Source organism: Bacillus sp. FSL M8-0277 (assembly GCF_037975305.1).
GTDB lineage: Bacteria > Bacillota > Bacilli > Bacillales > Bacillaceae > Bacillus > Bacillus pumilus.
In genome coordinates, this window is sequence record NZ_CP150255.1 from 3305304 (window position 1) to 3329362 (window position 24059).

General features: G+C 41.8%; 28 protein-coding genes. 2 read left to right on the forward strand and 26 right to left on the reverse strand.

The annotated features are described in order from the left end of the window. Positions 1–233: 233 nt before the first annotated feature. From murA to MKZ05_RS16755, 3 genes are all read right to left on the reverse strand, one after another. Positions 234–1541, reverse strand: coding sequence for a UDP-N-acetylglucosamine 1-carboxyvinyltransferase (murA, locus tag MKZ05_RS16745; protein ID WP_003214862.1), 1308 nt, complete (start codon positions 1539–1541; stop codon positions 234–236). Between the two features lie 32 nt (positions 1542–1573). After that, positions 1574–2308, reverse strand: coding sequence for a YwmB family TATA-box binding protein (locus MKZ05_RS16750; RefSeq protein WP_050944436.1), 735 nt, complete (start codon positions 2306–2308; stop codon positions 1574–1576). A gap of 128 nt (positions 2309–2436) precedes the next feature. Then, a complete protein-coding gene (locus MKZ05_RS16755) occupies positions 2437–2667 on the reverse strand; it encodes a DUF1146 family protein (protein WP_003214947.1) in 231 nt (76 codons plus the stop codon). A 170-nt stretch (positions 2668–2837) separates the two neighbouring features. On the opposite strand from MKZ05_RS16755, the gene MKZ05_RS16760 reads away from it, so the two are divergent. Continuing rightward, on the forward strand, positions 2838–3311 hold the full coding sequence (locus MKZ05_RS16760; protein WP_034660281.1) for a hypothetical protein: 474 nt from the start codon (positions 2838–2840) through the stop codon (positions 3309–3311). A gap of 42 nt (positions 3312–3353) precedes the next feature. On the opposite strand, the gene MKZ05_RS16765 is transcribed toward MKZ05_RS16760, so the two are convergent. The 21 genes from MKZ05_RS16765 to prfA form a co-directional block, all read right to left on the reverse strand. Next, complete coding sequence (locus MKZ05_RS16765) at positions 3354–3749, reverse strand: F0F1 ATP synthase subunit epsilon (RefSeq protein ID WP_339160614.1); 396 nt, start codon at positions 3747–3749, stop codon at positions 3354–3356. Between the two features lie 24 nt (positions 3750–3773). Beyond that, on the reverse strand, positions 3774–5195 hold the full coding sequence (gene atpD, locus MKZ05_RS16770; RefSeq protein WP_044140143.1) for a F0F1 ATP synthase subunit beta: 1422 nt from the start codon (positions 5193–5195) through the stop codon (positions 3774–3776). A gap of 24 nt (positions 5196–5219) precedes the next feature. After that, positions 5220–6086, reverse strand: a complete 867-nt coding sequence (locus MKZ05_RS16775; protein ID WP_003214656.1) for a F0F1 ATP synthase subunit gamma — start codon at positions 6084–6086, stop codon at positions 5220–5222. Positions 6087–6174: 88 nt separating this feature from the next. Then, positions 6175–7683, reverse strand: a complete 1509-nt coding sequence (gene atpA / locus MKZ05_RS16780; RefSeq protein ID WP_339160615.1) for a F0F1 ATP synthase subunit alpha — start codon at positions 7681–7683, stop codon at positions 6175–6177. Positions 7684–7699: 16 nt separating this feature from the next. Beyond that, positions 7700–8245 (reverse strand): F0F1 ATP synthase subunit delta, encoded by a 546-nt coding sequence (locus MKZ05_RS16785; RefSeq protein ID WP_012011549.1) that lies wholly within the window; start codon positions 8243–8245, stop codon positions 7700–7702. Then, positions 8242–8763 (reverse strand): F0F1 ATP synthase subunit B, encoded by a 522-nt coding sequence (gene atpF / locus MKZ05_RS16790; RefSeq protein WP_003214532.1) that lies wholly within the window; start codon positions 8761–8763, stop codon positions 8242–8244. Before atpF ends, MKZ05_RS16785 begins: the two co-directional genes overlap by 4 nt. A 120-nt stretch (positions 8764–8883) precedes the next feature. Further along, the gene (gene atpE / locus MKZ05_RS16795) at positions 8884–9096 is read right to left on the reverse strand and encodes a F0F1 ATP synthase subunit C (RefSeq protein WP_003214968.1); all 213 of its coding nucleotides are present in this window, start codon (positions 9094–9096) and stop codon (positions 8884–8886) included. A gap of 48 nt (positions 9097–9144) precedes the next feature. Then, positions 9145–9879: a F0F1 ATP synthase subunit A gene (gene atpB / locus MKZ05_RS16800; protein WP_003215198.1), complete on the reverse strand. Its 735-nt coding sequence runs from the start codon at positions 9877–9879 to the stop codon at positions 9145–9147. Positions 9880–9886: 7 nt separating this feature from the next. Beyond that, the gene (locus MKZ05_RS16805; RefSeq protein WP_003215321.1) at positions 9887–10270 is read right to left on the reverse strand and encodes an ATP synthase subunit I; all 384 of its coding nucleotides are present in this window, start codon (positions 10268–10270) and stop codon (positions 9887–9889) included. Positions 10271–10766: 496 nt separating this feature from the next. Beyond that, positions 10767–11396, reverse strand: a complete 630-nt coding sequence (upp, locus tag MKZ05_RS16810) for a uracil phosphoribosyltransferase (RefSeq protein WP_003214553.1) — start codon at positions 11394–11396, stop codon at positions 10767–10769. Positions 11397–11543: 147 nt separating this feature from the next. Continuing rightward, the gene (glyA, locus tag MKZ05_RS16815) at positions 11544–12791 is read right to left on the reverse strand and encodes a serine hydroxymethyltransferase (RefSeq protein WP_012011552.1); all 1248 of its coding nucleotides are present in this window, start codon (positions 12789–12791) and stop codon (positions 11544–11546) included. A gap of 177 nt (positions 12792–12968) precedes the next feature. Further along, complete coding sequence (locus MKZ05_RS16820) at positions 12969–13508, reverse strand: TIGR01440 family protein (RefSeq protein WP_003214786.1); 540 nt, start codon at positions 13506–13508, stop codon at positions 12969–12971. A 12-nt stretch (positions 13509–13520) separates the two neighbouring features. Further along, the gene (gene rpiB, locus MKZ05_RS16825; RefSeq protein ID WP_003214714.1) at positions 13521–13970 is read right to left on the reverse strand and encodes a ribose 5-phosphate isomerase B; all 450 of its coding nucleotides are present in this window, start codon (positions 13968–13970) and stop codon (positions 13521–13523) included. A gap of 152 nt (positions 13971–14122) precedes the next feature. Further along, positions 14123–14569: a low molecular weight protein arginine phosphatase gene (locus MKZ05_RS16830; protein WP_106029538.1), complete on the reverse strand. Its 447-nt coding sequence runs from the start codon at positions 14567–14569 to the stop codon at positions 14123–14125. Positions 14570–14632: 63 nt separating this feature from the next. After that, positions 14633–15187 carry a manganese efflux pump MntP family protein gene (locus MKZ05_RS16835; RefSeq protein ID WP_003214826.1) on the reverse strand — a complete coding sequence of 185 codons (555 nt, stop codon included), beginning with the start codon at positions 15185–15187 and terminating at the stop codon, positions 14633–14635. Positions 15188–15247: 60 nt separating this feature from the next. Beyond that, the gene (locus tag MKZ05_RS16840; protein WP_003214759.1) at positions 15248–16300 is read right to left on the reverse strand and encodes an L-threonylcarbamoyladenylate synthase; all 1053 of its coding nucleotides are present in this window, start codon (positions 16298–16300) and stop codon (positions 15248–15250) included. Positions 16301–16461: 161 nt separating this feature from the next. Next, the gene (locus MKZ05_RS16845; RefSeq protein ID WP_284907429.1) at positions 16462–16905 is read right to left on the reverse strand and encodes a general stress acyl- n-acyltransferase; all 444 of its coding nucleotides are present in this window, start codon (positions 16903–16905) and stop codon (positions 16462–16464) included. A 63-nt stretch (positions 16906–16968) separates the two neighbouring features. Continuing rightward, positions 16969–17625 (reverse strand): stage II sporulation protein R, encoded by a 657-nt coding sequence (gene spoIIR, locus MKZ05_RS16850; RefSeq protein WP_185107716.1) that lies wholly within the window; start codon positions 17623–17625, stop codon positions 16969–16971. A 118-nt stretch (positions 17626–17743) separates the two neighbouring features. Next, on the reverse strand, positions 17744–18223 hold the full coding sequence (locus MKZ05_RS16855; RefSeq protein WP_003214608.1) for a hypothetical protein: 480 nt from the start codon (positions 18221–18223) through the stop codon (positions 17744–17746). Positions 18224–18365: 142 nt separating this feature from the next. Then, positions 18366–19250, reverse strand: coding sequence for a peptide chain release factor N(5)-glutamine methyltransferase (prmC, locus tag MKZ05_RS16860; protein WP_212045634.1), 885 nt, complete (start codon positions 19248–19250; stop codon positions 18366–18368). Next, positions 19240–20307 carry a peptide chain release factor 1 gene (prfA, locus tag MKZ05_RS16865; protein ID WP_050944445.1) on the reverse strand — a complete coding sequence of 356 codons (1068 nt, stop codon included), beginning with the start codon at positions 20305–20307 and terminating at the stop codon, positions 19240–19242. Before prfA ends, prmC begins: the two co-directional genes overlap by 11 nt. Positions 20308–20517: 210 nt before the next feature. On the opposite strand from prfA, the gene racA reads away from it, so the two are divergent. Continuing rightward, positions 20518–21066, forward strand: a complete 549-nt coding sequence (gene racA, locus MKZ05_RS16870) for a chromosome-anchoring protein RacA (protein ID WP_339160622.1) — start codon at positions 20518–20520, stop codon at positions 21064–21066. Positions 21067–21101: 35 nt separating this feature from the next. On the opposite strand, the gene MKZ05_RS16875 is transcribed toward racA, so the two are convergent. Beyond that, positions 21102–22058 (reverse strand): AEC family transporter, encoded by a 957-nt coding sequence (locus MKZ05_RS16875; RefSeq protein WP_003214757.1) that lies wholly within the window; start codon positions 22056–22058, stop codon positions 21102–21104. Positions 22059–22146: 88 nt separating this feature from the next. Continuing rightward, positions 22147–23847, reverse strand: a complete 1701-nt coding sequence (gene malS, locus MKZ05_RS16880; protein ID WP_003215037.1) for an oxaloacetate-decarboxylating malate dehydrogenase — start codon at positions 23845–23847, stop codon at positions 22147–22149. Positions 23848–24059 lie beyond the last annotated feature (212 nt).

The window sequence follows — 24059 nt, forward strand, 5'->3', positions numbered from 1 at the left end:
TGAATCTCTTTTATCCTATGGGCGGGGACAAGCTAATATGACAGCTTCTTTCATTCAGTGGACAAGTCTATTGATGAAGATAAGAGGCTCTTTATCAACTGATTTTACTGTTCGTCTTTATGAATAAAATTTAAGATGGTTGGATACACTAGTGATAAGCTTTTAAAATAAAGCATTCTATGATTCTAAAAAAAAATCAGCATGCCCCAATGGACACACTGATTTCTTTATGATTACGCGTTCAGATCTGATACAACTTGTTCTTGTGTCACATCTGCTGTTTCATCATTTACTCTTTCAATATCTGCACCGATTGCTGCAAGCTTCTGGTGGAAGTTCACATAACCACGATCGATATGCTTCAACTCAGTGACACGTGTATGACCTTCTGCTACTAATCCAGCAAGTACAAGTGCTGCTCCTGCTCTTAAATCAGTCGCTGACACTTCAGCACCTTGAAGTTGAACCGGCCCGTTGATAATGACAGAGCGACCCTCAATTTTAATATCACCATTCATACGGCGGAATTCTTCTGCATGCATAAAGCGGTTTTCAAATACCGTTTCTGTGATCATGCTTGTTCCGTTCGCACGAAGCAATAGCGCCATCATCTGAGATTGCATATCCGTTGGGAAACCAGGATGTGGCATTGTTTTTAGATCGATTGGCTTGAGCTCAGATGGTCCAATGACTCTTAAACCTTCTTCTTCTTCAATGATCTGAATACCCATTTCTTCCATTTTTGCTACAAGTGATGTCATGTGCTCCGGCACTGCACCTTTCACAAGAACATTTCCTTCTGTAATGGCTGCTGCCACCATGAAAGTACCTGCTTCAATTCTGTCAGGGATGATGTTGTGTTTTGCACCGTGAAGTGTTTCCACACCTTCGATTTTGATTGTACCAGTACCAGCTCCGCGAACCTTACCACCCATGGCATTGATGTAGTTTGCCAAATCAACAATTTCAGGTTCTTTTGCTACGTTTTCTAAAATCGTTGTTCCTTCAGCTAATGCTGCTGCCATAATGATGTTTTCAGTTGCGCCCACACTTGGGAAATCCAAATAGATTTTCGCACCTTTTAAACGGCCTTGAACTTCAGCCTCGATGAAACCATTTCCTACTTGAATTTTAGCTCCCATTGCTTCAAAGCCTTTTAAATGCTGGTCAATTGGTCTTGAACCAATCGCACAGCCTCCAGGTAATGCAACTCTTGCATGACCTGTTCTTGCTAAAAGTGGTCCCATGACGAGCACAGACGCTCGCATTTTACGGACATACTCAAACGGAGCCTCAGTTTCTAGTGCATGAGATGCATCCACTGATACTTCGTTATTTTCAAAATGTACTTCTGCTCCTAAATGACGTAACACTTCATTGATTGTATATACATCGGAGAGCGTAGGTACATCACAAATTACGCTTTTTTCTGTACTTGCTAACAAAGATGCAGCGATAACTGGTAAAACGGCATTTTTTGCTCCTTCTACTTTAACTGTGCCGTTTAACTTTTGACCGCCGCGGACGATGATTTTTTCCAAGGTCTTCCCCTCCGCGTCCCAAATTCTCTATATTAATATTCAGTCGTTACGATTGGTGTGCCAACCGTAATCGTATGATTTTCGTTCATTTCCGAACTTCTGATGGCAATTTGAACATTCATTTTATCATTTGAAGTCATAATGAACTGTTCCCACTTATCTGTGTAAGCGGAAAGCGACACAAAATTAGACTCAACGAGATACTCAACTGGTTTTGCTTGAAATTCATTTGCTAACATTTCAGCCTTTTTTTGCAAAACAACATCCATCATACCATTTACATGACCATCGAGACAAGTAAAAATTACAAATTTCTCTTGTAATATGCTTTTTGCATGACGTACGAACTGATCATATGTATGCTTCCAGGTATTCAGTGGGCGAGCACCTTTTTGCTCATATAATAAATACGACTTTTGATTGGATTTTGTGTCGGTCTTCACGAGTAAAATTTTCGATAATGTATCATTTTTTTCATCTTTGTAAATTCCTGTGACTTTGGTGACATGTTTTTCTTCTTTTTCGGTCCACTCATACTGTCGTAGTTCGTCTCTCAAACGTTTCACTTTTTTTGAAAATTGTTCGGATGAAATGTCTACATTTGTTTTGGCGTGAAGAGTCCATCCATCTACTTCAATTTGCTGGCTTTTCAAACCTTCTGCTATTTGGACGAGCGGAGAAGATTCTTCCGCACGAACACCTTGAATCATCAGAACAAAAAAAAGAATAAACGCAAATAATGGCCAACCTTTTACATACTTTCTCACTTGTCATTCCCCCTTGCTACAAGTGTTGCCGCAAGGAGGTCTATGCATACGTGGAAAAGTCATCAAAGGCCATACTTTTGACACTTCTTTTTACGTTCCCGCATAAGACAGTGACCAAACCTTTTATGTTAGAACATATAAGGTATTTGTTTGGAGAAATTTAAGTAATCAAGGAAGAAATTGCTGACTGCAGATGCAATAGCAATGGTAATGAGCATCATCAGCAATCTTGCCTGAATGATTTTCCCTTTTTTAATCAGTGGGTCAATATTAACGGCAAGCAATGCCCACCATGTAATCGCAATAAAAAACAGGTGGATCACAATACTAACAATTGCTTGTTGTCCTACGTCTTCCATACAGTTGAATCCTCCTTATATTTATTTCTGTAAAGGAAAACTCCCTTTCATTATATCCTCGAAAATCGGAAAGATGAATCATTTGGAAAAAAGAGCTACATTTAGAGTAAATCCCCTCTTATCCTGGTGCCAAGGAGATGATATACTGCGTGTGGAAGGAGCTGAACATATTGAAAGATTCTTTTCCTGACTTTGTTGATTTGTACGGAGAACTGGTTCCCTCATTTGATCATGAATGGGAGGCCATTGCTTTCTACTTTGATTATAGACAGACACAGCTAGAAGAATTAGCGCAATTGTGTCATTTTCATAACATTTCTTTGGATTACTCTGAGGAAAGCCTGTATCAGTTAGAATCACTTTACTTTGATGCATTTACCAAGCAGCTGTTTGCTGAGTGGAAAATGCCAATAGATGCATTAGAAGCGATGATGAGTGTGTATATGGGAGAGGTTGTCCTCCGACATCATTCAGATGCTGACTGGGTGGTACGGCCTTATATGGACTCTCCGCATCAATATACGCTGGGTTTGCGACGGCACAATAAAACGTGGCATAGTACGCAGTTTTGCGAGCACTTATATCTTGAAAAACAGGATTCTCACCCTTATGTGTCGATGTACCAATCCCTCATGTCATTCTAAAAAAAATCCTTCTTATCATTGTGATAAGAAGGATTTTCTGTTTTATTTCCCTGCTACATTTAAACGGTTTAACGCCCGTTTTAATGCGAGTTCCGCCCGGCGTATATCACTTTCATTCGGGTGGTTCAAATGCTCTTCAGCACGCTGTTTCGCTGATTTCGCACGATCGACATCAACTTTATCTGATGTTTCAGCGGCCTGAGCAAGAATGGTTACTTTTTCAGGGCGAACTTCAACAAATCCGCCACTGACTGCAACCAATTCAGTTGATCCACTATGTTTTAAGCGAACTGCACCGATTTTTAGCGGAGCAACCATTGGAACGTGGCCAGCTAAAATACCAAGCTCACCGCTTTCTGCTCTGACACTGACCATTTCCACATCCGCTTGATACACTGGGCCGTCGGGAGTAACGATATTGACTTGAACGGTCTTCATGCTTTTACCCTCCTAAGGACCAGATTAGGCCTCTACACCCATCTCTTTGGCTTTTTCAACCACTTCTTCAATGCGTCCAACTAAGCGGAATGCATCTTCTGGAAGGTGATCGTATTTACCAGATAAGATTTCCTTGAAGCCTTTAACAGTTTCCTTCAATGGCACGTAAGAACCTTTTTGGCCAGTGAACTGCTCTGCTACGTGGAAGTTTTGAGATAGGAAGAATTGAACACGACGCGCTCTGTGTACCACAAGCTTATCGTCCTCTGATAATTCATCCATACCTAAAATGGCAATGATATCTTGTAGTTCTTTATAACGCTGCAATGTTTGCTGCACTTCACGCGCAATGGCATAGTGCTCCTCGCCAACGACCTCAGGTGCAAGTGCACGAGATGTTGAAGCAAGAGGATCAACCGCTGGGTAAATACCCATTTCAGTCAGCTTACGCTCAAGGTTTGTCGTTGCATCAAGGTGAGCGAACGTTGTTGCTGGAGCTGGATCCGTATAGTCATCCGCAGGTACATAGATCGCTTGAATCGATGTAACCGATCCTACGTTTGTAGACGTGATACGCTCTTGCAGCTGACCCATTTCTGTTGCAAGTGTCGGCTGATAACCTACCGCTGAAGGCATACGTCCAAGAAGGGCTGATACTTCAGAACCTGCTTGTGTAAAACGATAGATGTTATCGATGAAGAACAATACGTCTTGACCTAGTTCATCACGGAAATGCTCTGCCATTGTCAAACCAGTTAGGGCAACACGCATACGTGCACCTGGTGGCTCGTTCATTTGACCGAAGACCATGGCTGTTTTTTCGATAACGCCAGAATCTTTCATTTCGTAGTAAAGGTCGTTTCCTTCACGTGTACGCTCTCCAACACCAGCGAATACAGAAATACCGCCGTGTTCTTGTGCGATGTTGTTGATCAATTCTTGAATCAGAACGGTTTTACCTACACCGGCTCCACCGAATAGACCGATCTTTCCGCCCTTGATGTAAGGAGCAAGAAGGTCAACAACTTTAATACCCGTTTCAAGAATTTCAACTTCTGTAGAAAGTTGATCAAAAGAAGGCGCTTGTCTGTGGATTGGATCTCTTTGAGCTTCCACACCAAGTGGCTCATCTAAGTCAATATTATCTCCCAGTACGTTGAATACGCGTCCAAGTGTTACGTTACCAACTGGTACTGAAATTGGTTTTCCAAGGTCTACAGCTTCCATACCGCGCTTCACACCATCTGTTGATGCCATTGCGATGGTTCTGACTGTATTATCACCTAAATGTAGTGCTACTTCTAAAGTTAAGTCGATCGTAACTTCACTTTCACTTTCCGCTTTATGCGAAACTCTGATCGCATTATAAATCTCAGGCAAGTGACCGTCTTCAAAATGAACGTCTACGACTGGTCCCATGATCTGACTGATGCGTCCTGTTTTCATTGCATTCCCTCCTGACAATTATTTCTATTCTAAGGCAGCTGCTCCGCCGACAATTTCTGTAATCTCTTGTGTAATCGCTGCTTGACGAGCACGGTTGTAAGAGAGTGTCAGGCCGTCGATCAATTCCTTTGCGTTGTCTGTTGCACTCTTCATTGCTGTCATCCTTGCAGCATGTTCACTTGCTTTGCTGTCAAGAAGCGCACCGAAAATCAAACTCTCTGCATATTGAGGAAGGAGAACTTCAAGAATTTCTTCTTCAGAAGGCTCAAACTCATAAGATGCGGAACGTTTATTCGGTGTCGCTGCGGCCGAAATGTCCGTTAGCGGCAATAATTTCTTCTCTGTTACTTCTTGTGAAATGGCACTGACAAAGTGGTTGTAGAACATGTAAAGTTCGTCAAACGCTTCATCAGAGAACATTTGAACTGTACTGCTTGCTAATTCTTTAATATCAGCAAACGCTACTTCGTCTCCAAGCCCTGTGACTTCAGAAATAACTGGAATACCGCGCTTTTTGAAGAAGTCGCGTCCGATTTTACCAATCACAATCACCGCATATTCATCAGCGGATTGATGACGAGATTGAATGGTTTGGTAAGCGGCACGCAAAATCGAGCTGTTAAAAGGTCCTGCAAGTCCTCGATCAGATGTAATGACGAGATACCCTGTTTTCTTGACAGGTCTTGAAAGAAGCATTGGGTGCTTAGCACTTGTTCCAGTTGCGATTGCAGCAACGACTTCCTGGATTTTTTCCATGTAAGGAACAAAAGACTTCGCATTGTTTTCAGCACGATTCAGTTTCGCAGCTGATACCATTTGCATCGCTTTTGTGATCTGACTCGATTTTTTCGTTGACGTGATCCTTGACTTTATATCGCGTAATGAGGCCAAAGATTTCACCACCTTTTTTCAGGAATCCGTGTTCATTTACGTGAAAAGAGAGAAAAAGAGAATCTTTTTCTCTCGGAAAGATTACTAATTAGTTGCTTGGTGCAAACGTACGTTTAAAGCTTTCGATTGCTGTATTCCACTCTTCATCAGCAGGCATGTTTCCTGTTTGAGAGATCGTGTCAAACAAGCCTTTATGGTTTTCTTCAATGTACATGAATAACTCAGCTTCGAAACGTTTGACATCAGCAATCGCGACATCGTCTAAATATCCTCTTGTAAGTGCATAAAGAATCGCTACTTGTTTTTCAACTTTAAGCGGTTTGTTCAAGTCTTGTTTTAAGACTTCAACTGTTCTAGCACCACGGTTTAATTTTGCTTGAGTCGCTTGGTCTAGATCAGATCCAAATTGAGCGAATGCTTCAAGCTCACGATAAGAAGCAAGATCCAGACGAAGTGTACCTGCTACCTTTTTCATCGCTTTGATTTGTGCAGAACCACCTACACGGGATACAGACAATCCTGCGTTTACTGCTGGACGTACGCCTGAGAAGAAGAGGTCAGATTGTAAGAAAATCTGTCCATCTGTGATTGAAATAACGTTTGTTGGGATATATGCAGAGATATCGCCAGCTTGCGTTTCTACGAAAGGCAATGCTGTGATAGAACCGCCACCCTTTTCGTCACTAAGCTTCGCTGCACGCTCTAATAAACGAGAGTGAAGATAGAAAACATCACCAGGGAATGCCTCACGACCTGGAGGACGACGAAGCAATAATGAAAGCTCACGGTAAGCTGCCGCTTGTTTAGAAAGGTCATCATATACAACAAGTACGTGCTTGCCGTTATACATGAATTCCTCACCCATCGTTACACCTGCATAAGGAGCAAGGTAAAGAAGTGGGGCTGGCTGTGATGCAGAAGCTGTGACTACAATTGTGTAATCAAGCGCACCATGCTTACGAAGTGTTTCAACAACACCACGAACCGTTGATTCCTTTTGTCCGATTGCTACATAAATACAGATCATGTCTTGATCTTTTTGGTTTAGGATCGTATCAATTGCAACAGATGTTTTACCTGTTTGACGGTCACCAATGATCAATTCACGCTGTCCGCGTCCGATTGGAATCAAGGCATCAATTGCTTTAATCCCTGTTTGAAGCGGCTCATGAACAGATTTACGATCCATAACGCCTGGTGCTTCACTTTCGATTGGACGAGTTTTGCTTGTTAAAATTGGACCTAGTCCATCAACAGGCTGACCAAGTGGGTTCACAATACGTCCGATTAACTCTTCACCAACTGGAACCTCCATGATACGACCTGTACGTTTTACATCGTCACCTTCGCGGATATCTTTGTAAGGTCCTAAAATAACGATACCTACGTTAGACTCCTCAAGGTTTTGAGCCATACCCATTACACCGTTAGAGAACTCAACCAGCTCTCCTGCCATAATGTTGTCAAGGCCATGTACACGCGCGATACCGTCCCCTACTTGGATGACTGTACCGACATCTTTTACTTCAATTTCAGATTGATAGTTTTGGATTTGCTGCTTTATCAGCGCGCTAATCTCTTCAGCTTTGATACTCACTAAGGTTTCACCCCTTCTAACGATTTTCGCCTGCAAGCTGACGTTCAATGCGGGAAAGCTTTCCGCTGACACTGCCGTCATAAATGCGGTTTCCGATACGGATTTTCACTCCGCCTATTAGATCCTTGTCAATCACATTTTCAACACGCAGTGATGTGACTCCGGCTTTTTTGGCAAATACTTCAGATAAAGATTGAATTTCAGCGCCGCTCAGCGGTTTCACTGAATACACGATCGCATCGTCTATTTGTTTCGTGCGGTTTGCCAGTTTCACAAACTCAGACGTCATTTCAGAGAAAATATTCGTGCGTCCGCGGTCAATCAATAAATACATTGTGTGCAATACATGTGTCGAAACACCTTTGAAAGCTTCTGCAATCAAATGTTTCTTTTTGTCTGCCGTAATCTTTGGATGAACAAGAAAGTCATTCAATTCTTGGTCAGCCTTTAGAACTTTTTTGATCTCATTCAGCTCTTTTTCAGTTTCGTCTACTGCCGAAGAAGCAAGAACGATGTCAAAAAGAGCAGAAGCGTAACGCTTAGAGACAATAGTCACGCTCATCGGCTTTCGCCTGCCTCTTTAAGATACTCTTGAATCAATTTCTCTTGTGCTTGCTCATCAAGTTCTCTTTCAATCACTTTAGATGCAATAAGTACAGATAGTGATGCAACCTGCTCGCGCAGTGCAGCCACAGCTTGTTCTTTTTCTTTCACGATTTCAGTTCTAGCAGACTCTTTCAAGCGCTCTGACTCTTGACGTGCTGCTTGAATGATCTCTTCTTTTTGTTTCTCACCAATCTTTTTCGCATTTTCGATGAGTGTATGTGATTCTTCGCGTGCTTCTTTCAATAAGACACGTTGTTCTTCAAGAAGCTTTTCAGCTTGAACGTGCTTTTGTTCAGCACTTGAAATTTCATTTCCTATATAATCTTCACGCTGTTTCATAATCCCTAATAAAGGCTTAAGCGCAAATTTCTTTAAAAGTGCAAGCAAGATGAGCATAGCGATCAGCTGGAATATCATATCCCCGGCGTTGAAACTTAAGCCACCTGCTCCTAAAACCACTGGTAACTGAGACATTTAGTACGGCAACTCCCTTCTTTAAATAATATGTTAAGAAACAAAACATAAAGGAATGGCGAAGTTTCGAACTAATCTGATCTTCGCCATTAAAATTCATATTAGAACGCTTCTCACATATTAACCAAAGAATGCCAAGAATGCGATAACGACAGCGATAATTGGAAGTGCCTCAACTAAAGCTACCCCGATGAACATAAGAGTTCTTAGTTCTCTACCAGCTTCTGGCTGACGAGCGATTCCTTCAACTGTTTTAGATACGATTAGACCGTTACCAATACCTGCTCCTAGTGCTCCCAAACCGATTGCAATTGCTGCTGCTATTAAATTCATTAAAAAGCTCCTCCTTTAAAATAACGTCCTTTTTGGACTCTCAATTTTTTAGTGTTCGTCGCTGACTTTATGAGAAATGTACACCATTGTCAGCATGGTGAAGATAAATGCTTGGATTGTTCCGACAAACAAACTAAATGCCTGCCATACAATCATCGGCACGATGGCACCTAATGTACCAACGATACCAAGCGCAATGTTTTGCGTGTAGAAATTGGTCGCAAGTCCTGCAAGCAAACCAAGAAGAATCTCTCCAGCAAAAATGTTTCCATAAAGACGCAAACCAAGTGTTAGCGTGTTTGCAAATTCTTCAATAAGTTTCAATGGTACTAAAAGTGGAATTGGTCTAAAGTAGTCTTTCGTATATTCCTTGACTCCTTTTGCCTTGACACCGTAGTAATGTGTCAATCCCATGACCATAATCGCTAGTGTCATTGTAATTGCAGGGTCTGCTGTTGGTGATTTCCACCACAAGTTGTGATCGACCGTAATCGAAAATGGCAGTCCAAGCATGTTTGAAACAAATATGTACATGAGTAATGTAACGCCAAGCGCTAGAAATGGGGCTCCTGTTTTCATGTCCATCGAACTACCTATGATATTTCGAACAAAATCAACAATCCATTCCATGAAGTTCTGCGCCTTTGTCGGACGAATAGACAGAACACGAGTAGTCAGCACCGCTATGAGAAGAACGATGATACTAGCAATCGTAATCATGAGAACATTGGATAAGTTGAACGTTAACCCTAAAAATTCTGTCGTTTTTGAACTGTGACCCAAAGAGTATTCACCTCTCTTCCATAGTAGAACGTTTAAGTTGAATGAAGGAATCTATCATAATGACAGGATATATTGTCATTAATCCTATAACAACACCTGCCAGATGAACTTCATTAGGGTAACGCCAAGCAATCGCTACTGCGAGAATTGCGTTGGCCCACCTGGCTGTACTTCCCATTGAACGAATGGATTTTCCTTTTTTAACCGCTCGATCAAAAGCGTGCATTCTCCGTATAAGTAGGAATAAATTAAAGAAAGCAAAAATTGTGCCGATAATCAAACCAAGAAACAGTGGTTTAAAACCAGGCATGGCATAGCCAAACACAAAAATTGCCAATAGATAGAACATGTATTTACTCTGTCTGCGGAAAATCGCGTTTGGATCGTTCATTCATCTGACTCCCGATGAAAAATATTGTAAAAAAGGTAATAAATGGTGATGAAAACTGCGTAGAAGACGCTTATGATAAGCAGTCCTGTTCGAAAAAAATCAATCACCCATCGGTCTAATTGCACAATCAGACTTGAAATCTAAAGATCTATGGGATGTTGCTTCATTCGCTGATACAAACCCTGATAATTAAAGGGTTCACAATGAGGATTAGTAGAGTGCTATAGGCTATGAAAACCTTACCATAATACCCTCGTTTAGCATACAATAGCGTCTATGATGTGTCAATCCGTTGAAAGTTAAAAAACTTTTCTATAATGATAGAGCACACAAAATGTTCACAATTTCATCAAACTTTAGGAGACACGTGACATTCATTGAAAAAAACAGCTAATGTTCAGTATACATTGATTTTTCTAAGAACGATATCAACCGTTTGTCATATATTTCAAAAAGCCCATATGCACGTTTGCATGTGGGCTTTTATTAAAACATGTTATTTCGTTCCATACATACGGTCACCAGCATCACCAAGACCTGGGATAATGTAGCCTTTTTCGTTCAATTTCTCATCTAATGCTGCAATGTAGATATCAACGTCAGGATGGTGCTTTTGCATTTCTTCTACACCTTCAGGAGCAGCAATCAGACACATGAAGCGAATGTTTTTCGCTCCGCGTTTTTTCAAGCTGTTCAATGCTTCGACTGCTGAACCGCCAGTTGCAAGCATTGGATCTACTACGATAAATTCACGCTCTTCCACATCAGATGGAAGCTTCACATAATATTCAACAGGCTTTAATGTTTTCGGATCACGGTATAAACCGACATGTCCCACTTTAGCAGCTGGAATGAGTTTCAAAATCCCGTCCACCATACCAAGACCTGCTCTTAAAATTGGCACAACACCGAGTTTCTTCCCTGAGATCACGTTTGATTTTGCTACTTGTACAGGTGTTTCTACATCTACCTCTTCAAGCGGTAAGTCTCTTGTGATTTCAAATGCCATTAATGTTGCGACTTCATCCACTAGCTCTCTAAATTCTTTTGTTCCTGTATGAACGTCACGAATATATGTAAGTTTGTGTTGAATAAGCGGGTGATCAAATACATAAACCTTTGCCATTGCTTGCTACAACTCCTTTTCTGTCATCTTCCGGTGAACTTTGCACACTTCCTACAATTCTACATAAAAAGACATCATCTTTCAATATGATTCGCAAATCCTACAAAAAAAACCCACATGCCAAAAATAGGCAAATGGGTCTGCTTTTTAATAATCTAATTCGTTATATAGAGGGAAGCGGGCAGTCAGATCAGATACACGCTTTTTCGCTTCTTCTAATTTCGCTTCATCTTCATGATGTTTTAGAGCAAGCGCAATAATGGAACCGACTTCTTTCATTGCCTCTTGATCGAAACCGCGGCTTGTCACTGCTGCTGTGCCAACACGTACACCACTTGTGACAAAAGGTTTTTCTGGATCATAAGGAATCGCATTTTTGTTCACTGTAATACCGATTTCATCAAGAACATTTTCTGCAATTTTTCCTGTGATACCAAGAGAACGCAAGTCGATGAGAACAAGATGGTTATCCGTTCCACCGGACACAAGCTGAATATCTTCAGATAAAAGGGTTTCAGCTAGCTGCTTTGCATTGTCAATGACGTTTTGTGCATATGTTTTGAAATCTCCGTTCAATACTTCACCGAAAGAAACAGCTTTTGCAGAGATGACATGCATCAGTGGTCCACCTTGAATACCAGGGAAGATCGATTTGTCGATCTTTTTACCAAACTCTTCACGGCATAGAATCATTCCGCCGCGAGGTCCACGCAATGTTTTGTGAGTCGTCGTTGTCACAAAATCTGCATAAGGAACTGGATTTGGATGAAGACCTACTGCAACAAGACCTGCAATGTGAGCCATGTCGACCATAAAGTAAGCACCGACTTCATCCGCAATCTCACGGAACTTTTTGAAATCAATTTGACGTGGGTATGCACTTGCACCCGCAACAATTAGCTTTGGCTTATGTTCACGTGCTTTTTCAAGTACATCTTGATAGTCGATATGCTGCGTTTCTTTATCAACACCATATTCTACAAAGTTGTACTGTACACCACTAAAGTTAACAGGGCTTCCGTGCGTTAAATGCCCGCCATGTGATAAGTTCATACCTAGCACTGTATCGCCATGCTCAAGAATGGTAAAGTATACGGCCATGTTCGCTTGAGCACCTGAGTGAGGCTGTACGTTCACATACTCAGCGCCAAAAATTTCTTTTGCGCGGTCACGTGCGATATCTTCTACAACGTCTACATGTTCACAACCGCCATAGTAGCGTTTACCAGGGTAACCCTCTGCATATTTGTTTGTTAATACAGAGCCCTGCGCTTCCATGACTGCTTCGCTTACAAAGTTTTCTGATGCAATTAATTCAATTTTGTCTTGCTGGCGTTTCCGCTCTAGTTGAATTGCCTTGAATACTTGTGCGTCTTGCTCAGGTAAATGTTTCATCAGCGAAATCCTCTCCAATCTATTTCCATTCGATGTTTTCACCATCTCATTGTACACGGTTTTTGAGTGAAATGTAAAAGTTTTTTTGGAAAATCGACTTCTTTTTTTACGAAAAACCGAATATTCAAGTGGTGAAGCGCCTTCATCATTCAACATTATATTAGAAATATATCTTAGCTAAGATTTTGTATAAACCGCTCGTTCTCCGCCAATCAGCTTCGGACGCGTTTTCGCAAACGTCACATGTGCATGTCCTAATTGATGACGACTAAGGCGAACAGGTACAGCGACTCTCTTTAGATGCATCCCAATGAATGTATCACCGATATCGATCCCAGCATGCGCCTCGATGGATTCAACTAACACAGGATGTTCCATGTGCTGATACGCATGAGCCGCCATCGAACCACCCGCCTTTCGGACAGGTACTGCCGCCACAATCTCTAGATTAAGCCGGAAAGCCACTTCTTCCTCCACAACAAGAGCACGATTCAAATGCTCACAGCACTGGAAAGCGACCTCAATGCCGGTCTCTCGTCTTAGCTGATCCAATTCTTGATAAATGGACGCAGCTATTTGCTCACTTCCTGCTGTCCCAATGTGCTCACCAGCCACTTCTGATGTACTGCAGCCGATCACTAAGATTTGCCCAGCACGCAGTTCGACCATTTGATGAAACTCTTTTAACATTTCAAGCCAATCTTGACCAATGTTCATGTTAAGCGCTCCTTATAGGTGCTTTTCTTCGTAATCAGCGATCTTACCAATCCGTACAGCATGTCGTCCTGCCGTAAATTCTGTTGTCAGCCAAATGTGTGCAATCTCACGTGCTAATCCAGGTCCAATGACTCGTTCTCCCATTGCAAGGACGTTTGTATCATTATGTTCTCTAGTCGCTTTCGCACTAAATGTATCATGTGCCAGCGCGCAGCGAATTCCTTTTACTTTGTTTGCTGAGATACTCATACCGATGCCTGTCCCGCAAATTAAAATGCCGCGGTCCACTTCTCCGTTTGCCACCATGTTAGCTACAGGAAAAGCATAATCTGGGTAGTCTACAGAACCTGATCCACATTCACAACCCATATCAATGTATTCAATCTTCAATTCATCCATCAGTTGTTTGATTTCTTCACGAATATTCGTTCCGCCGTGATCGGATGCAATAGCTACTTTCATCGGGCAATTCCTCCTAAGGGTGAGTTGATCTGTTATGCCTTACATTTATTCTTTATTTACAGTTATATTTTAACCTCTGCTTAGTCATTTGCAAACAAAAGCAGAAAAACCGTTGATGCAACGGTTTTACAGGTTGTCCATTATGAGGACGTCTAATCCTTTTTCAATTTCTCAGCCAGCTGCTGGAGCAATGCTTCAAGTTCATCACGTGTTTCCTGATAAACAGACAGGCTTCCTCCAAATGGATCGGAAACATCGCCTTCTGTCCCTGTTGCGAATTCCTTTAGAGTGAAGATCTTGTCTTTTGCATGTGCATATTGCTCCACAATCAACTGTTTATGCTGCATGGTCATGGTGAAGACGTAATCAGCTTCTCGCAGAAGATCCTCTGTCAGTTTTGCTGAAGAGTGATTCAGTGGAATGCTTTTCTCAAATAGTGCTTCGACCGCTTGAGGAGAAGCCTTCCCAGCATCTGAGGCAAAAATGCCCGCTGATTTAACAGTGACCTCTAAACCTTTCTCTTGTGCAATTGAAGCAAAAAGGGCTTGAGCCATCGGACTTCTGCATGTATTTCCCGTACAAACAAATAAGATTTTCATCTTTCGCCCTCCTTTTCTTCTATTATATAGCATTTCATTCTACATGTTATGTAAGGAGACTGACTAGAGCGGAAATAATAATTTGATACCAAAGGCTAGTAAAATGATTCCGCCAAGCGCTCCGCTATATGATCCCACCCATGAACGGACCTGTTTACCGAGTAATAATCCAAGCCATGTGAGGATCATACTAAAAAAACCAAACAATAAAATGGTCATCCATACGTGAGAACCGTAAATTCCGAGACTTAAACCAACGGAAAAACTATCTAAGCTGACACTTGTTGCAAAAAGAACAAGACCAGCGCCAACAGGTGCGATAAATGGTTTATCTTCTTTGCGAATAGACGCAATGATCATTTGCAGCCCGAGCACCAAAAGCAGCGCCCCGCCGATATAGGTGGCAAGGAGACCGAGCCAGCCTGATAGGAGCTGACCTGTTAGCATACCAAAAAGCGGCATAAACATATGAAATATCCCAATGACAAGTCCAATATAAATGATCTGGCAAAACCTCAGTTGAATCATTCCCATGCCAAGTCCAACCGAAAAAGCATCCATCCCCAGTGCAAAAGCCATGATGCTGAGCGTCAGCAATTCGCCAGCTAGTTCGTACATGTAAATCCCCCTTGGACACGCATTCTCCTTTAACCTATGTTTGTCCAAGAAGGGTTAGAACTATTTGAATGAAGAGAGAGTGCGCCCTCCTGCTGCTTTTTGCAGACGGTTCATAATTGCTGAACCAACCCCCTGCTCTGAAAAGGCTTCTGAAATAATGACATCTACATCTGTCTCATCAAATTGTCTTAGTACACGATATAAGTTTGCCGCTATCGTTTCAGGTTTTTCTCTCCACCCACAGCTGAAAACAACATCTGCCGCAAACAACGATTTCTTTTCTTCTGTTGTCAGCACGCCAACTTTGAAACCTTCCGCCTGGTATGTTTGAATGTGACGCTGCATCTCTTCATCACTTCCAAAAAAGAGATACATCTTAGCTTCAGGGGCGTAGTGTGTGTATTTCATCCCTGGCGATACAGGCGCTTCGTCCTTTTTTGTCAGCCCTGGGTCAATACTAACCGTTCCTACTACCTCTTCTAAAGCTTCTTTTGTAATCCCGCCCGGCCTTAGGATGACTGGAATCTCGTCGACACAGGATACAACCGTTGACTCAACGCCAATACCAGTTGAACCACCATCGACAATTCCAGCGATTCTTCCATCGAGATCACTCGCTACATGGTCAGCTTGTGTTGGTGATGGTTTGCCTGAACGGTTGGCACTTGGTGCGGCAATCGGCAGGCCAGCCGTTCGGATGAGCTCAAGCGCAATCGGATGGTCAGGCATTCTCACACCGACCGTGGATAAACCTGCCGTGACCTGCTTTGATAAAGTGCCCGGCTTACACGGAAGAACAATGGTTAATGCACCCGGCCAAAAGGCATCCATCAATGCCTTTGCTTTTTCGCTTTCTATTTGCGCAAATTCATGAAGCTGCTCAATTTCCGCAATGTGGACAATCAATGGATTATCACTTGGACGCCCTTTCGCTTCATATATTTTCATGACAGCTTCTGTCTCTTTCGCATTAGCCCCTAGTCCATACACCGTCTCTGTCGGAAAAGCGACCACTTCGTTTTGCTGCAATAACAACGCTGCCTGTTCAATTTGTGGATAGTATGTGGATAAATTCTTTTCTAAATCCACAGACCACCTTCTTGTATTTAACATCATACAAACTCCTTTTAAAAAAGATAAAACTGTTGATATATCTCAATTATCCTTTTGAAAGTATAAAAGATGATGATCAATAAAACAAGCGTTGTCCACAATTTGTGGATAACGCTTGTTTAACGGTGGATAAGTATGTGTATAAGTTCAATATATTGTGATTAACTGGCTTTTTTTTGAAGAACCACTGCCTGTTCTTTCGCTAAGATCTCTTTTGCATGTGCAGATACCCACATGCTTTCTGGAATATCCTCTAAAGCCGTGAAGCCCATCAATGCCAAAAAGTCATGTGAGGAGGAGTGGTTGGTGACGACATAAAACGTATCCACACCTATTTTCCCTCCGAGCGTTTGAACACTTTGGAACAAAGATACGATGTGTCCCTGACCTAGTTTATCTGATATGACAAGAGACCGCAGCAGGCCCTCTTGTTCACTAAGCTGTTCAAGACCTAAACACCCTGCCAGCTGACCTTCTGCATCTTCCATGACAACAAATGTCGTACGCTCTGCAAGCGTGACGCCGCCTTTCGCTTGTCCTTTTTCAAGAAAAGCATTGATCGCTGGGGCATCTTCTTCTGTGGCTATTCTTAATTGATAAAACATGCTTTCACCTCTTTTTGATCTCTTACTTCAACTCTATGAGGCAAAAACAGATTTATACCTTTTTTAGGAGAAAAGACTAGAAACCCATTCGAATAAAAAGAATTTCACTTCACCCGTCTCTTCTTTCTCTTCTTTGACCACTTCATTCACAGACTCATCTGTTTGCTGTGCTGTCACTTCGGAATCCTCATCCCCCTCTGGCGACGCGATGGCTTCTCCATTTGAAAAATCGATAAAGCAGAGCGGCGGGAATAACACACACCACCAATTGGCTCCATCCCCTTCTCCAAGCGTAATTAAAATGGCTTCATATTTCCCTGCAGGATAGACGAAATTTCCATAGAGCTTTGTTGGAAATGAGGCTTTTTGAAAACTGACTGATACGGATTGATCAATGTGCTGCTCCTTCAATTTCGCTTTGGCAATGCGATTGATTTCTGGCAGCTTGGACCGAATCACACGTCTTGCTTCTTCAATGGATGTAAGGTCTTTGACCCATTCTGTCATATTGGCATTGACTTCGTCTCGAATGCTTCTTTTCACATCCTGATCTGCTGAACGATCACTATTTGCTAAAATGCGTAATCGAATGGCTTCCTCTGGTATCACAACAGGCTGATTTGCAGAAGCAGCCGCTGTCTCCTCTCTGCCAAGGTTTGCAAAAGCACCGCATAATAATAGAAACATATAAAGACAAATCATCATTTTACTTTTAAACATGATGTGTTCCCCCCACTTTTTCTCTTCGCTACAAACATTGTGTCCAGGAAACCCATCTCATAAACAGGAAAAATGATTTTTTTAATAGATTATAAGTCAAATGAAAAAAACCGTTCCATTAAGAACGGCTTTGGAGTGAGGATTGGTAATCGGAAGGGTACAGTCTTCCATCCCAATCTCGGCTGATTTTTAACCCTGCATCTGTTTTGATGACAGTCATTGCTCCTTTTTTCTTGATTTCTTTTTTGACTTTTCCGTTCTGATTAATAAATTGAATCATCATTTCATAGTTAAATTCAATTCTGTCATCGCTTTCATCTGAAGGCGTAAACGTAATTTTCTTCAGCTTAATTTGACAATCTTGATCCTTTGCTGCTTCTAACACGCTCGGGAACATGCTGTCTTGTGTATATTCTTGATATTCATGCTCGGTTAAATAAGACTTCAGCTTCTCCTTCATGTCAGTTAGGTCATCTGTTCGATTCACTGTGTATTGTGCTTTTTTATAGCTTTCTCCAAATGCTGCTGCTTCTTTTTTAAAGCTCGGTTTGCCACAAGCACTCACAATCAATAGTACACTGACGATGACCAACACCATCGCATACCTTCTGTTCACACCATTCGCTCCTTCAAAACAAATTTATGTAAAAAAATCATGATCAGAATGTTCATTCTTCTATATATACGTTTCTCTTTTACCATAAGTTTCATCTTTACATAATAAAATAGTCCGACTTTATTCAGCCGGACTTTCCGTTTTGAATGTGTGCGCAAACAGCTCGGTCTTTCTCGTTAATATCCTTGACGATGCGGACATCTGCCGCGGGAAATGACTGCAAGAGAAGTGCTTTTACATCTTGCCCTTGCGTATGTCCAATTTCAAAGACAACGACCGCCTGCTTATGAAGTACATGGTGAAGATCACGAATGAGACGCTTATAAAACCACAGACCATCACGTCCATCTGTCAGCGCATTTACTGGCTCATGCTTCGTAACCACCTCTGACAAGCTGTCCATTTCTTCTGCCGCAATATAAGGTGGATTGGAAATAAACAGATCCACTTTGATGCCCTGATCCTTGATAGGTTCGAGTAAGTCCCCTTGTAAAAAATGGACGTCTGCACCTAGCGCTTGCTGATTCCGCTTTGCTACCGCAAGTGCTTCATGTGAAATATCCGTTGCTGTGACAGATAGTGTTTCTTTTTCAAGAGCGAGCGTAATCGCAATTGCCCCGCTTCCGGTGCCAACGTCTACTGCTTGAAGCGGCTGATCGTGCGGGAAGATGTCACTCATCAAATTCAGTGCCGCCAAAACGACCTCTTCCGTTTCAGGGCGAGGAATGAGAACATGTTTGTTCACCTCGAAGGGACGGCCGTAAAAAAATTCAATACCTGTTAGATGCTGAACAGGCACGCCTTTCTTGTGCTGCGTGACAAACTCGCTGAATAACCGATCTTGCTCCTCTGGCAGCTGATCATGAAAACGTGCAAGAAGTTCACTTCTGCTTAAGTCCAGTACATGCATCAAAAGGAGCTCTGCTGCGTTTTGGTCTCTACCGGCTTCCGTTAACAAAGAAGAAGCCCATTTAAGGGCTTCAAAGTTGGTACGCTGATTATTTTGCATTTTGAAGCTTTCTTGCTTGGTCTTCCATAATTAATGCATCTATGACCTCGTCAAGTTTTCCTTCTAAAATTTGATCAAGCTTTTGAATCGTTAATCCGATGCGGTGGTCTGTTACACGGTTTTGTGGGAAGTTGTACGTACGGATACGCTCTGAACGATCCCCTGTTCCAACAGCAGATTTACGCGTTTGATCATATTCAGCCTGTGCTTCACGCTGGAATTTATCATAAATTCTCGCACGTAATACTTTCATGGCTTTTTCTTTGTTTTTGATTTGTGATTTCTCATCCTGACAGGAAACAACCACACCTGTTGGAAGGTGAGTTAATCGAACAGCAGACATGGTTGTGTTAACACTTTGTCCGCCAGGCCCGCTTGATGTGAAAGTATCTACACGGATGTCTTTTTCGTGGATATCAATTTCAACTTCTTCAGCCTCGGGCAAGACAGCAACTGTCGCTGTTGATGTATGAATCCGTCCGCCTGATTCCGTTTCCGGAACACGCTGCACGCGGTGTGCACCGTTTTCAAACTTTAGTTTGGAATATGCGCCTTTCCCGCTAATCATAAAGATAATCTCTTTATAACCGCCAGTTCCAGTCACATTCGCTTCCATTACTTCTGTTTTCCAGCCCTGCATTTCAGCATAACGGCTGTACATACGGTAAAGGTTTCCAGCAAAAAGCGCGGCCTCTTCTCCTCCTGCTGCACCACGAACCTCCACAATAACGTTTTTGTTGTCATTCGGATCTTTCGGGATCAGCAAGATTTTCAGCTCGTCTTCTAAACGTTCCGTTTCCTCTGTGAGCTCTGAAATTTCTTCTTTGACCATGTCGCGCATCTCGGCATCCAGCTTTTCTTCCAGCATTGCTTTCGCTTCGCTCAACTGGTCGTATGCCGCACGATATTGTCTATATACCTCAACAGTTTCTTGAATATCAGATTGTTCCTTCGAATATTCACGAAGCTTCTTAGGGTCGTTCACCACTTCAGGGTCACTTAAATATTCATTTAGCTTTTCATAGCGTTCTTCAATTGATTTTAAACGGTCTAACATGGTCTTCACCTCTGTTTTGTGCGTAACAGTCTAATTATAGTATAGCGGGGTATGACAGTCAAAAAAATTTCCAAAACAATTGATTTTCTGCAATTTTCCGCTAGAAAACACGATCTTTGGCGATTGGTTACTTGTTTTGTCTAACGTGAAGGAACAGTTCCTTCTTGAAGAGAATGGTACTTATAATTGAAAAAAGGGAGGGCATTTGGTTTGAATACAAATGAGGTTGCAAAAGAAATTGGCGTTTCTTCAAAAACGATTCAGCGTTGGGTTAAACAGCTCAACATCCCTGTCGCCCGGAATGAACTTGGACATTATGAATTTCATGAAGATATTGTACAGCTTCTCAAAGAAGTCAAACACCAAATGAGTGAAGGTGTGATCCTTCAAGACATTCGACTGCCAATCCACACGGAAACCGTTCAACAGTTATCGCCTGCTGCAGAAACTGATGCCTCCACAAAACGGATCGAAGCATTGGAAAAGCAGGTGAATCAGCTCATTCAGCAGCAATTGCACAGCACTGATGTAGAAAAACGACTGCAAGAACTCGAACGGAAACTGGCTAAAAAAGCAGATGAAGGTGTATCCTATCAGCTGCTCCAGCACCGTAGGGAAATTGAAGATCTCACCACTAAACTTGAGCGTCTTGCTGCGAGCTTGAAACAACCCTCTCAAATAGAAGAAAAAAAGGAAATCACGCACACTGACATCAAAAAAAAGCGTGCGCTCTTCCCTCTGTTTCATTCATTTCGCTAAGAAAGGCTGCCTCATGAGGCAGCCTTTCTACTTTATTATGAGGTAAGCGCAATAATGATCGGTAATGAAATTAATGACATGATTGCACTGATCACAAATGCGGATGCAGTTTCTGCTTCTTGTTTTTCAAATCGGGTTGCGATCATGGCTGCAACAGCTGAACCTGGGAAGGCAACAAGTAATACAGCTTTTGTAATTTCATCAGCCGAAAGACCCATGAAAATGGCGATAAAATACATAAGCAATGGTTGTACAGCTACTTTTAGCAATGCGATACTGAATGCTGGTAGGCTTAATTTAATTTTACGGATACCAACAGTGACACCGACTGCAAATAGCGCAACCCCTGACGTAACACTTCCAATTTCCTCTAGCATTTCATGTCCAATTTCAGGCAGTTTAAATCCTAAAAGAACAAGAATGATACTTGCTAGTGGTGCAAGTGCAAGCGGCTCTGATAAACCGTGCAAAATAGCTTTCGTCGTCATTTTAAGGAAACTTTCGCCGTCTTTGGCTTTTCCTTTTGTTTTTTCACCGACAGTTGACACAATAATCGCAATTGGATCAAGCATTGCATTTACAACTATTCCGGTAATTGCAATCGGAATTGCAACTTCTTGAGCCCCAAATAAACTGCCTAGGACTGGAATCCCCATAAATGCAAAGGTCGGTTGAGCTGAGTTTAACGAGAAAATAGATGAATTTGTTAAATCGTATTTAAAAGCAAATTTCGTAACAAGAAGGATAATGATATAAAAACCTACGATTCCTAAAATCAATGCAACGAAAAATGGAATTTGACTATAGAATTTATCTTTTGGTGTTGACAGAATGCTGGCGATAAAGTGCGCTGGCAAAGCATACTTTGTCACAAGTGTACTTACACCTTTTGCAGATTTAGCGTCATAGCTACCGAAGTGTCCTGCGAACCAACCCAGCGCGATAACGAAAAAAATCGGTGCTAGGAGGATCAAAATATTTAAAAAGTCCACCTTACTCTTCCTCCTTAAATCCTTACAAGTTTCTATTTATTGCGGCATTGTTTAAATTACCCTAAACAATGCCGCGTTACACAATTTATTATGCTCTTACAATTTTTTTATATTCAGGAATCCACATTGCATCTTTCACAGCTTGTTCGATGTCGTCAGGCGTTCTTCTTGCGACACCATCTTTAATTGCTGCTTTTGCCACTTCAATGGCCACTTTGATAGAAACTTCTTGCAATTTATCAATGCTTGGAAGAAGACCAGCACCTGGTTTATCATGATCAACCATTTCAGCAATCGCATCCGCAGAAGCAACGAACATGCCTTTTGTGATGATTTTAGATTCCGTTACGATTGAGCCAAGACCAAGTCCAGGGAAAACGAACGCATTGTTTGATTGTCCAATTTCATGTTCAATTCCGTTATACTCAACGTTTTCGAACGGGCTTCCTGTCGCAACAAGTGCACGGCCGTCTGTCCATTTGAATAGATCTTCTGGAACAGCTTCCGCAAGTGGTGTTGGGTTAGACATTGGCATGATCACTGGACGCTCTGTATGTGCTGCGATTTCTTTAATGATTTCTTCAGTGAATGCACCGCCTTGACCTGATGTACCAATTAGAATCGTTGGCTTCACCCTGCGAACAGTTTCAGCAAATGAGATTTGCCCTTTTTCATCACGTGCCCAGCCTTCTACTTCATCAGAAGAACGAAGGTATGGTTTTTGGAAATCAAACACTTCATCTTCGAATTGATCTGTCAGTAATCCTCTGTAGTCTAAAGTCCAGAAAGCATTGTTTGCTTCTTCTTCACTTAGACCCTCAAGAACCATTGTGTCACGCATTTGATCTGCGATTCCGATTCCAGCTGATCCAGCTCCGAAGATCATCACACGGTGATCTTTCAATTGAGTACCAGTTTTCTTGACAGCTGCAAGAACACCCGCTAAAGTAATGGCACCAGTACCTTGAATATCATCATTGAATGTTAAGATGTTATCATTGTATTTTTTCATGATGTTACGCGCATTTTTGTTTCCAAGGTCTTCCCAGTGAAGTAAGGCTTTCGGGAAGAATTTAAGCGCTGCTTTTACATATGCATCAATGAATTCTTCGTATTTTTCACCTTGTACACGTTTGTGATGGTTTCCGATGTATAATGGATCATTCAATAATTTTTCATTGTTTGTTCCAACATCTAATACGACTGGAATCACGCGGCTTGGATCAATACCTGCAGCAGCCGTGTAAACAGCTAATTTACCAATTGCGATGTTGATACCACCAACACCCCAGTCACCAATTCCAAGAATGCTCTCAGAGTCAGTTGCTACGATCAGGTCGATATCTCCTGCTGTTGCATGTAAGTTTTCAAATGCTTTCTCAATGCCGTCAATGTTCTCGATTGAAAGATAGACACCATGAGGTCTTCTGTATTCATGGCTGTATTCTTGAATCGCTTCACCAACAGTTGGTGTGTACACAACAGGAAGCATTTCACGAAGCTTGTCTGATATAAGCTTATAGAACAATACTTCGTTACGGTTTTGCAAATCACTTAAGTATACGTTTTGACGAAGACGATCTGGCTGTGCTAGGAATTGCTTGTACGCTCTCTCCGCTTGTTGTTCTAAAGTGAGAACAGTTGGAGGAAGTAAGCCTTCTAGTCCAAGCTCTTGTCTTTCTTCTTCAGAAAAAGCAACGCCTTTGTTCAACGTTGGAATCGATAATACATCTTTACCTGTCAAAGTGGTTTCGAGGTACCCTTCTTTTGTTTTCTTCACGTTGTTCATCAAAAACTACCCTCTTTCTAAAATATAAATAAAGTGAACTATTAATTTAAAGAACGATTAAGGAGAATAATCCTTAATCAAAAAAATTATGACAAGAAATCGAACTTTTCGTTAAATTGCTTTACACTACAGTTAGTCATTTTATGCCTGCTTATACTAAAACGCAAGCGTTGAAAATTAGATAATTTTTTCGTAGCGTTATTTAATTTATT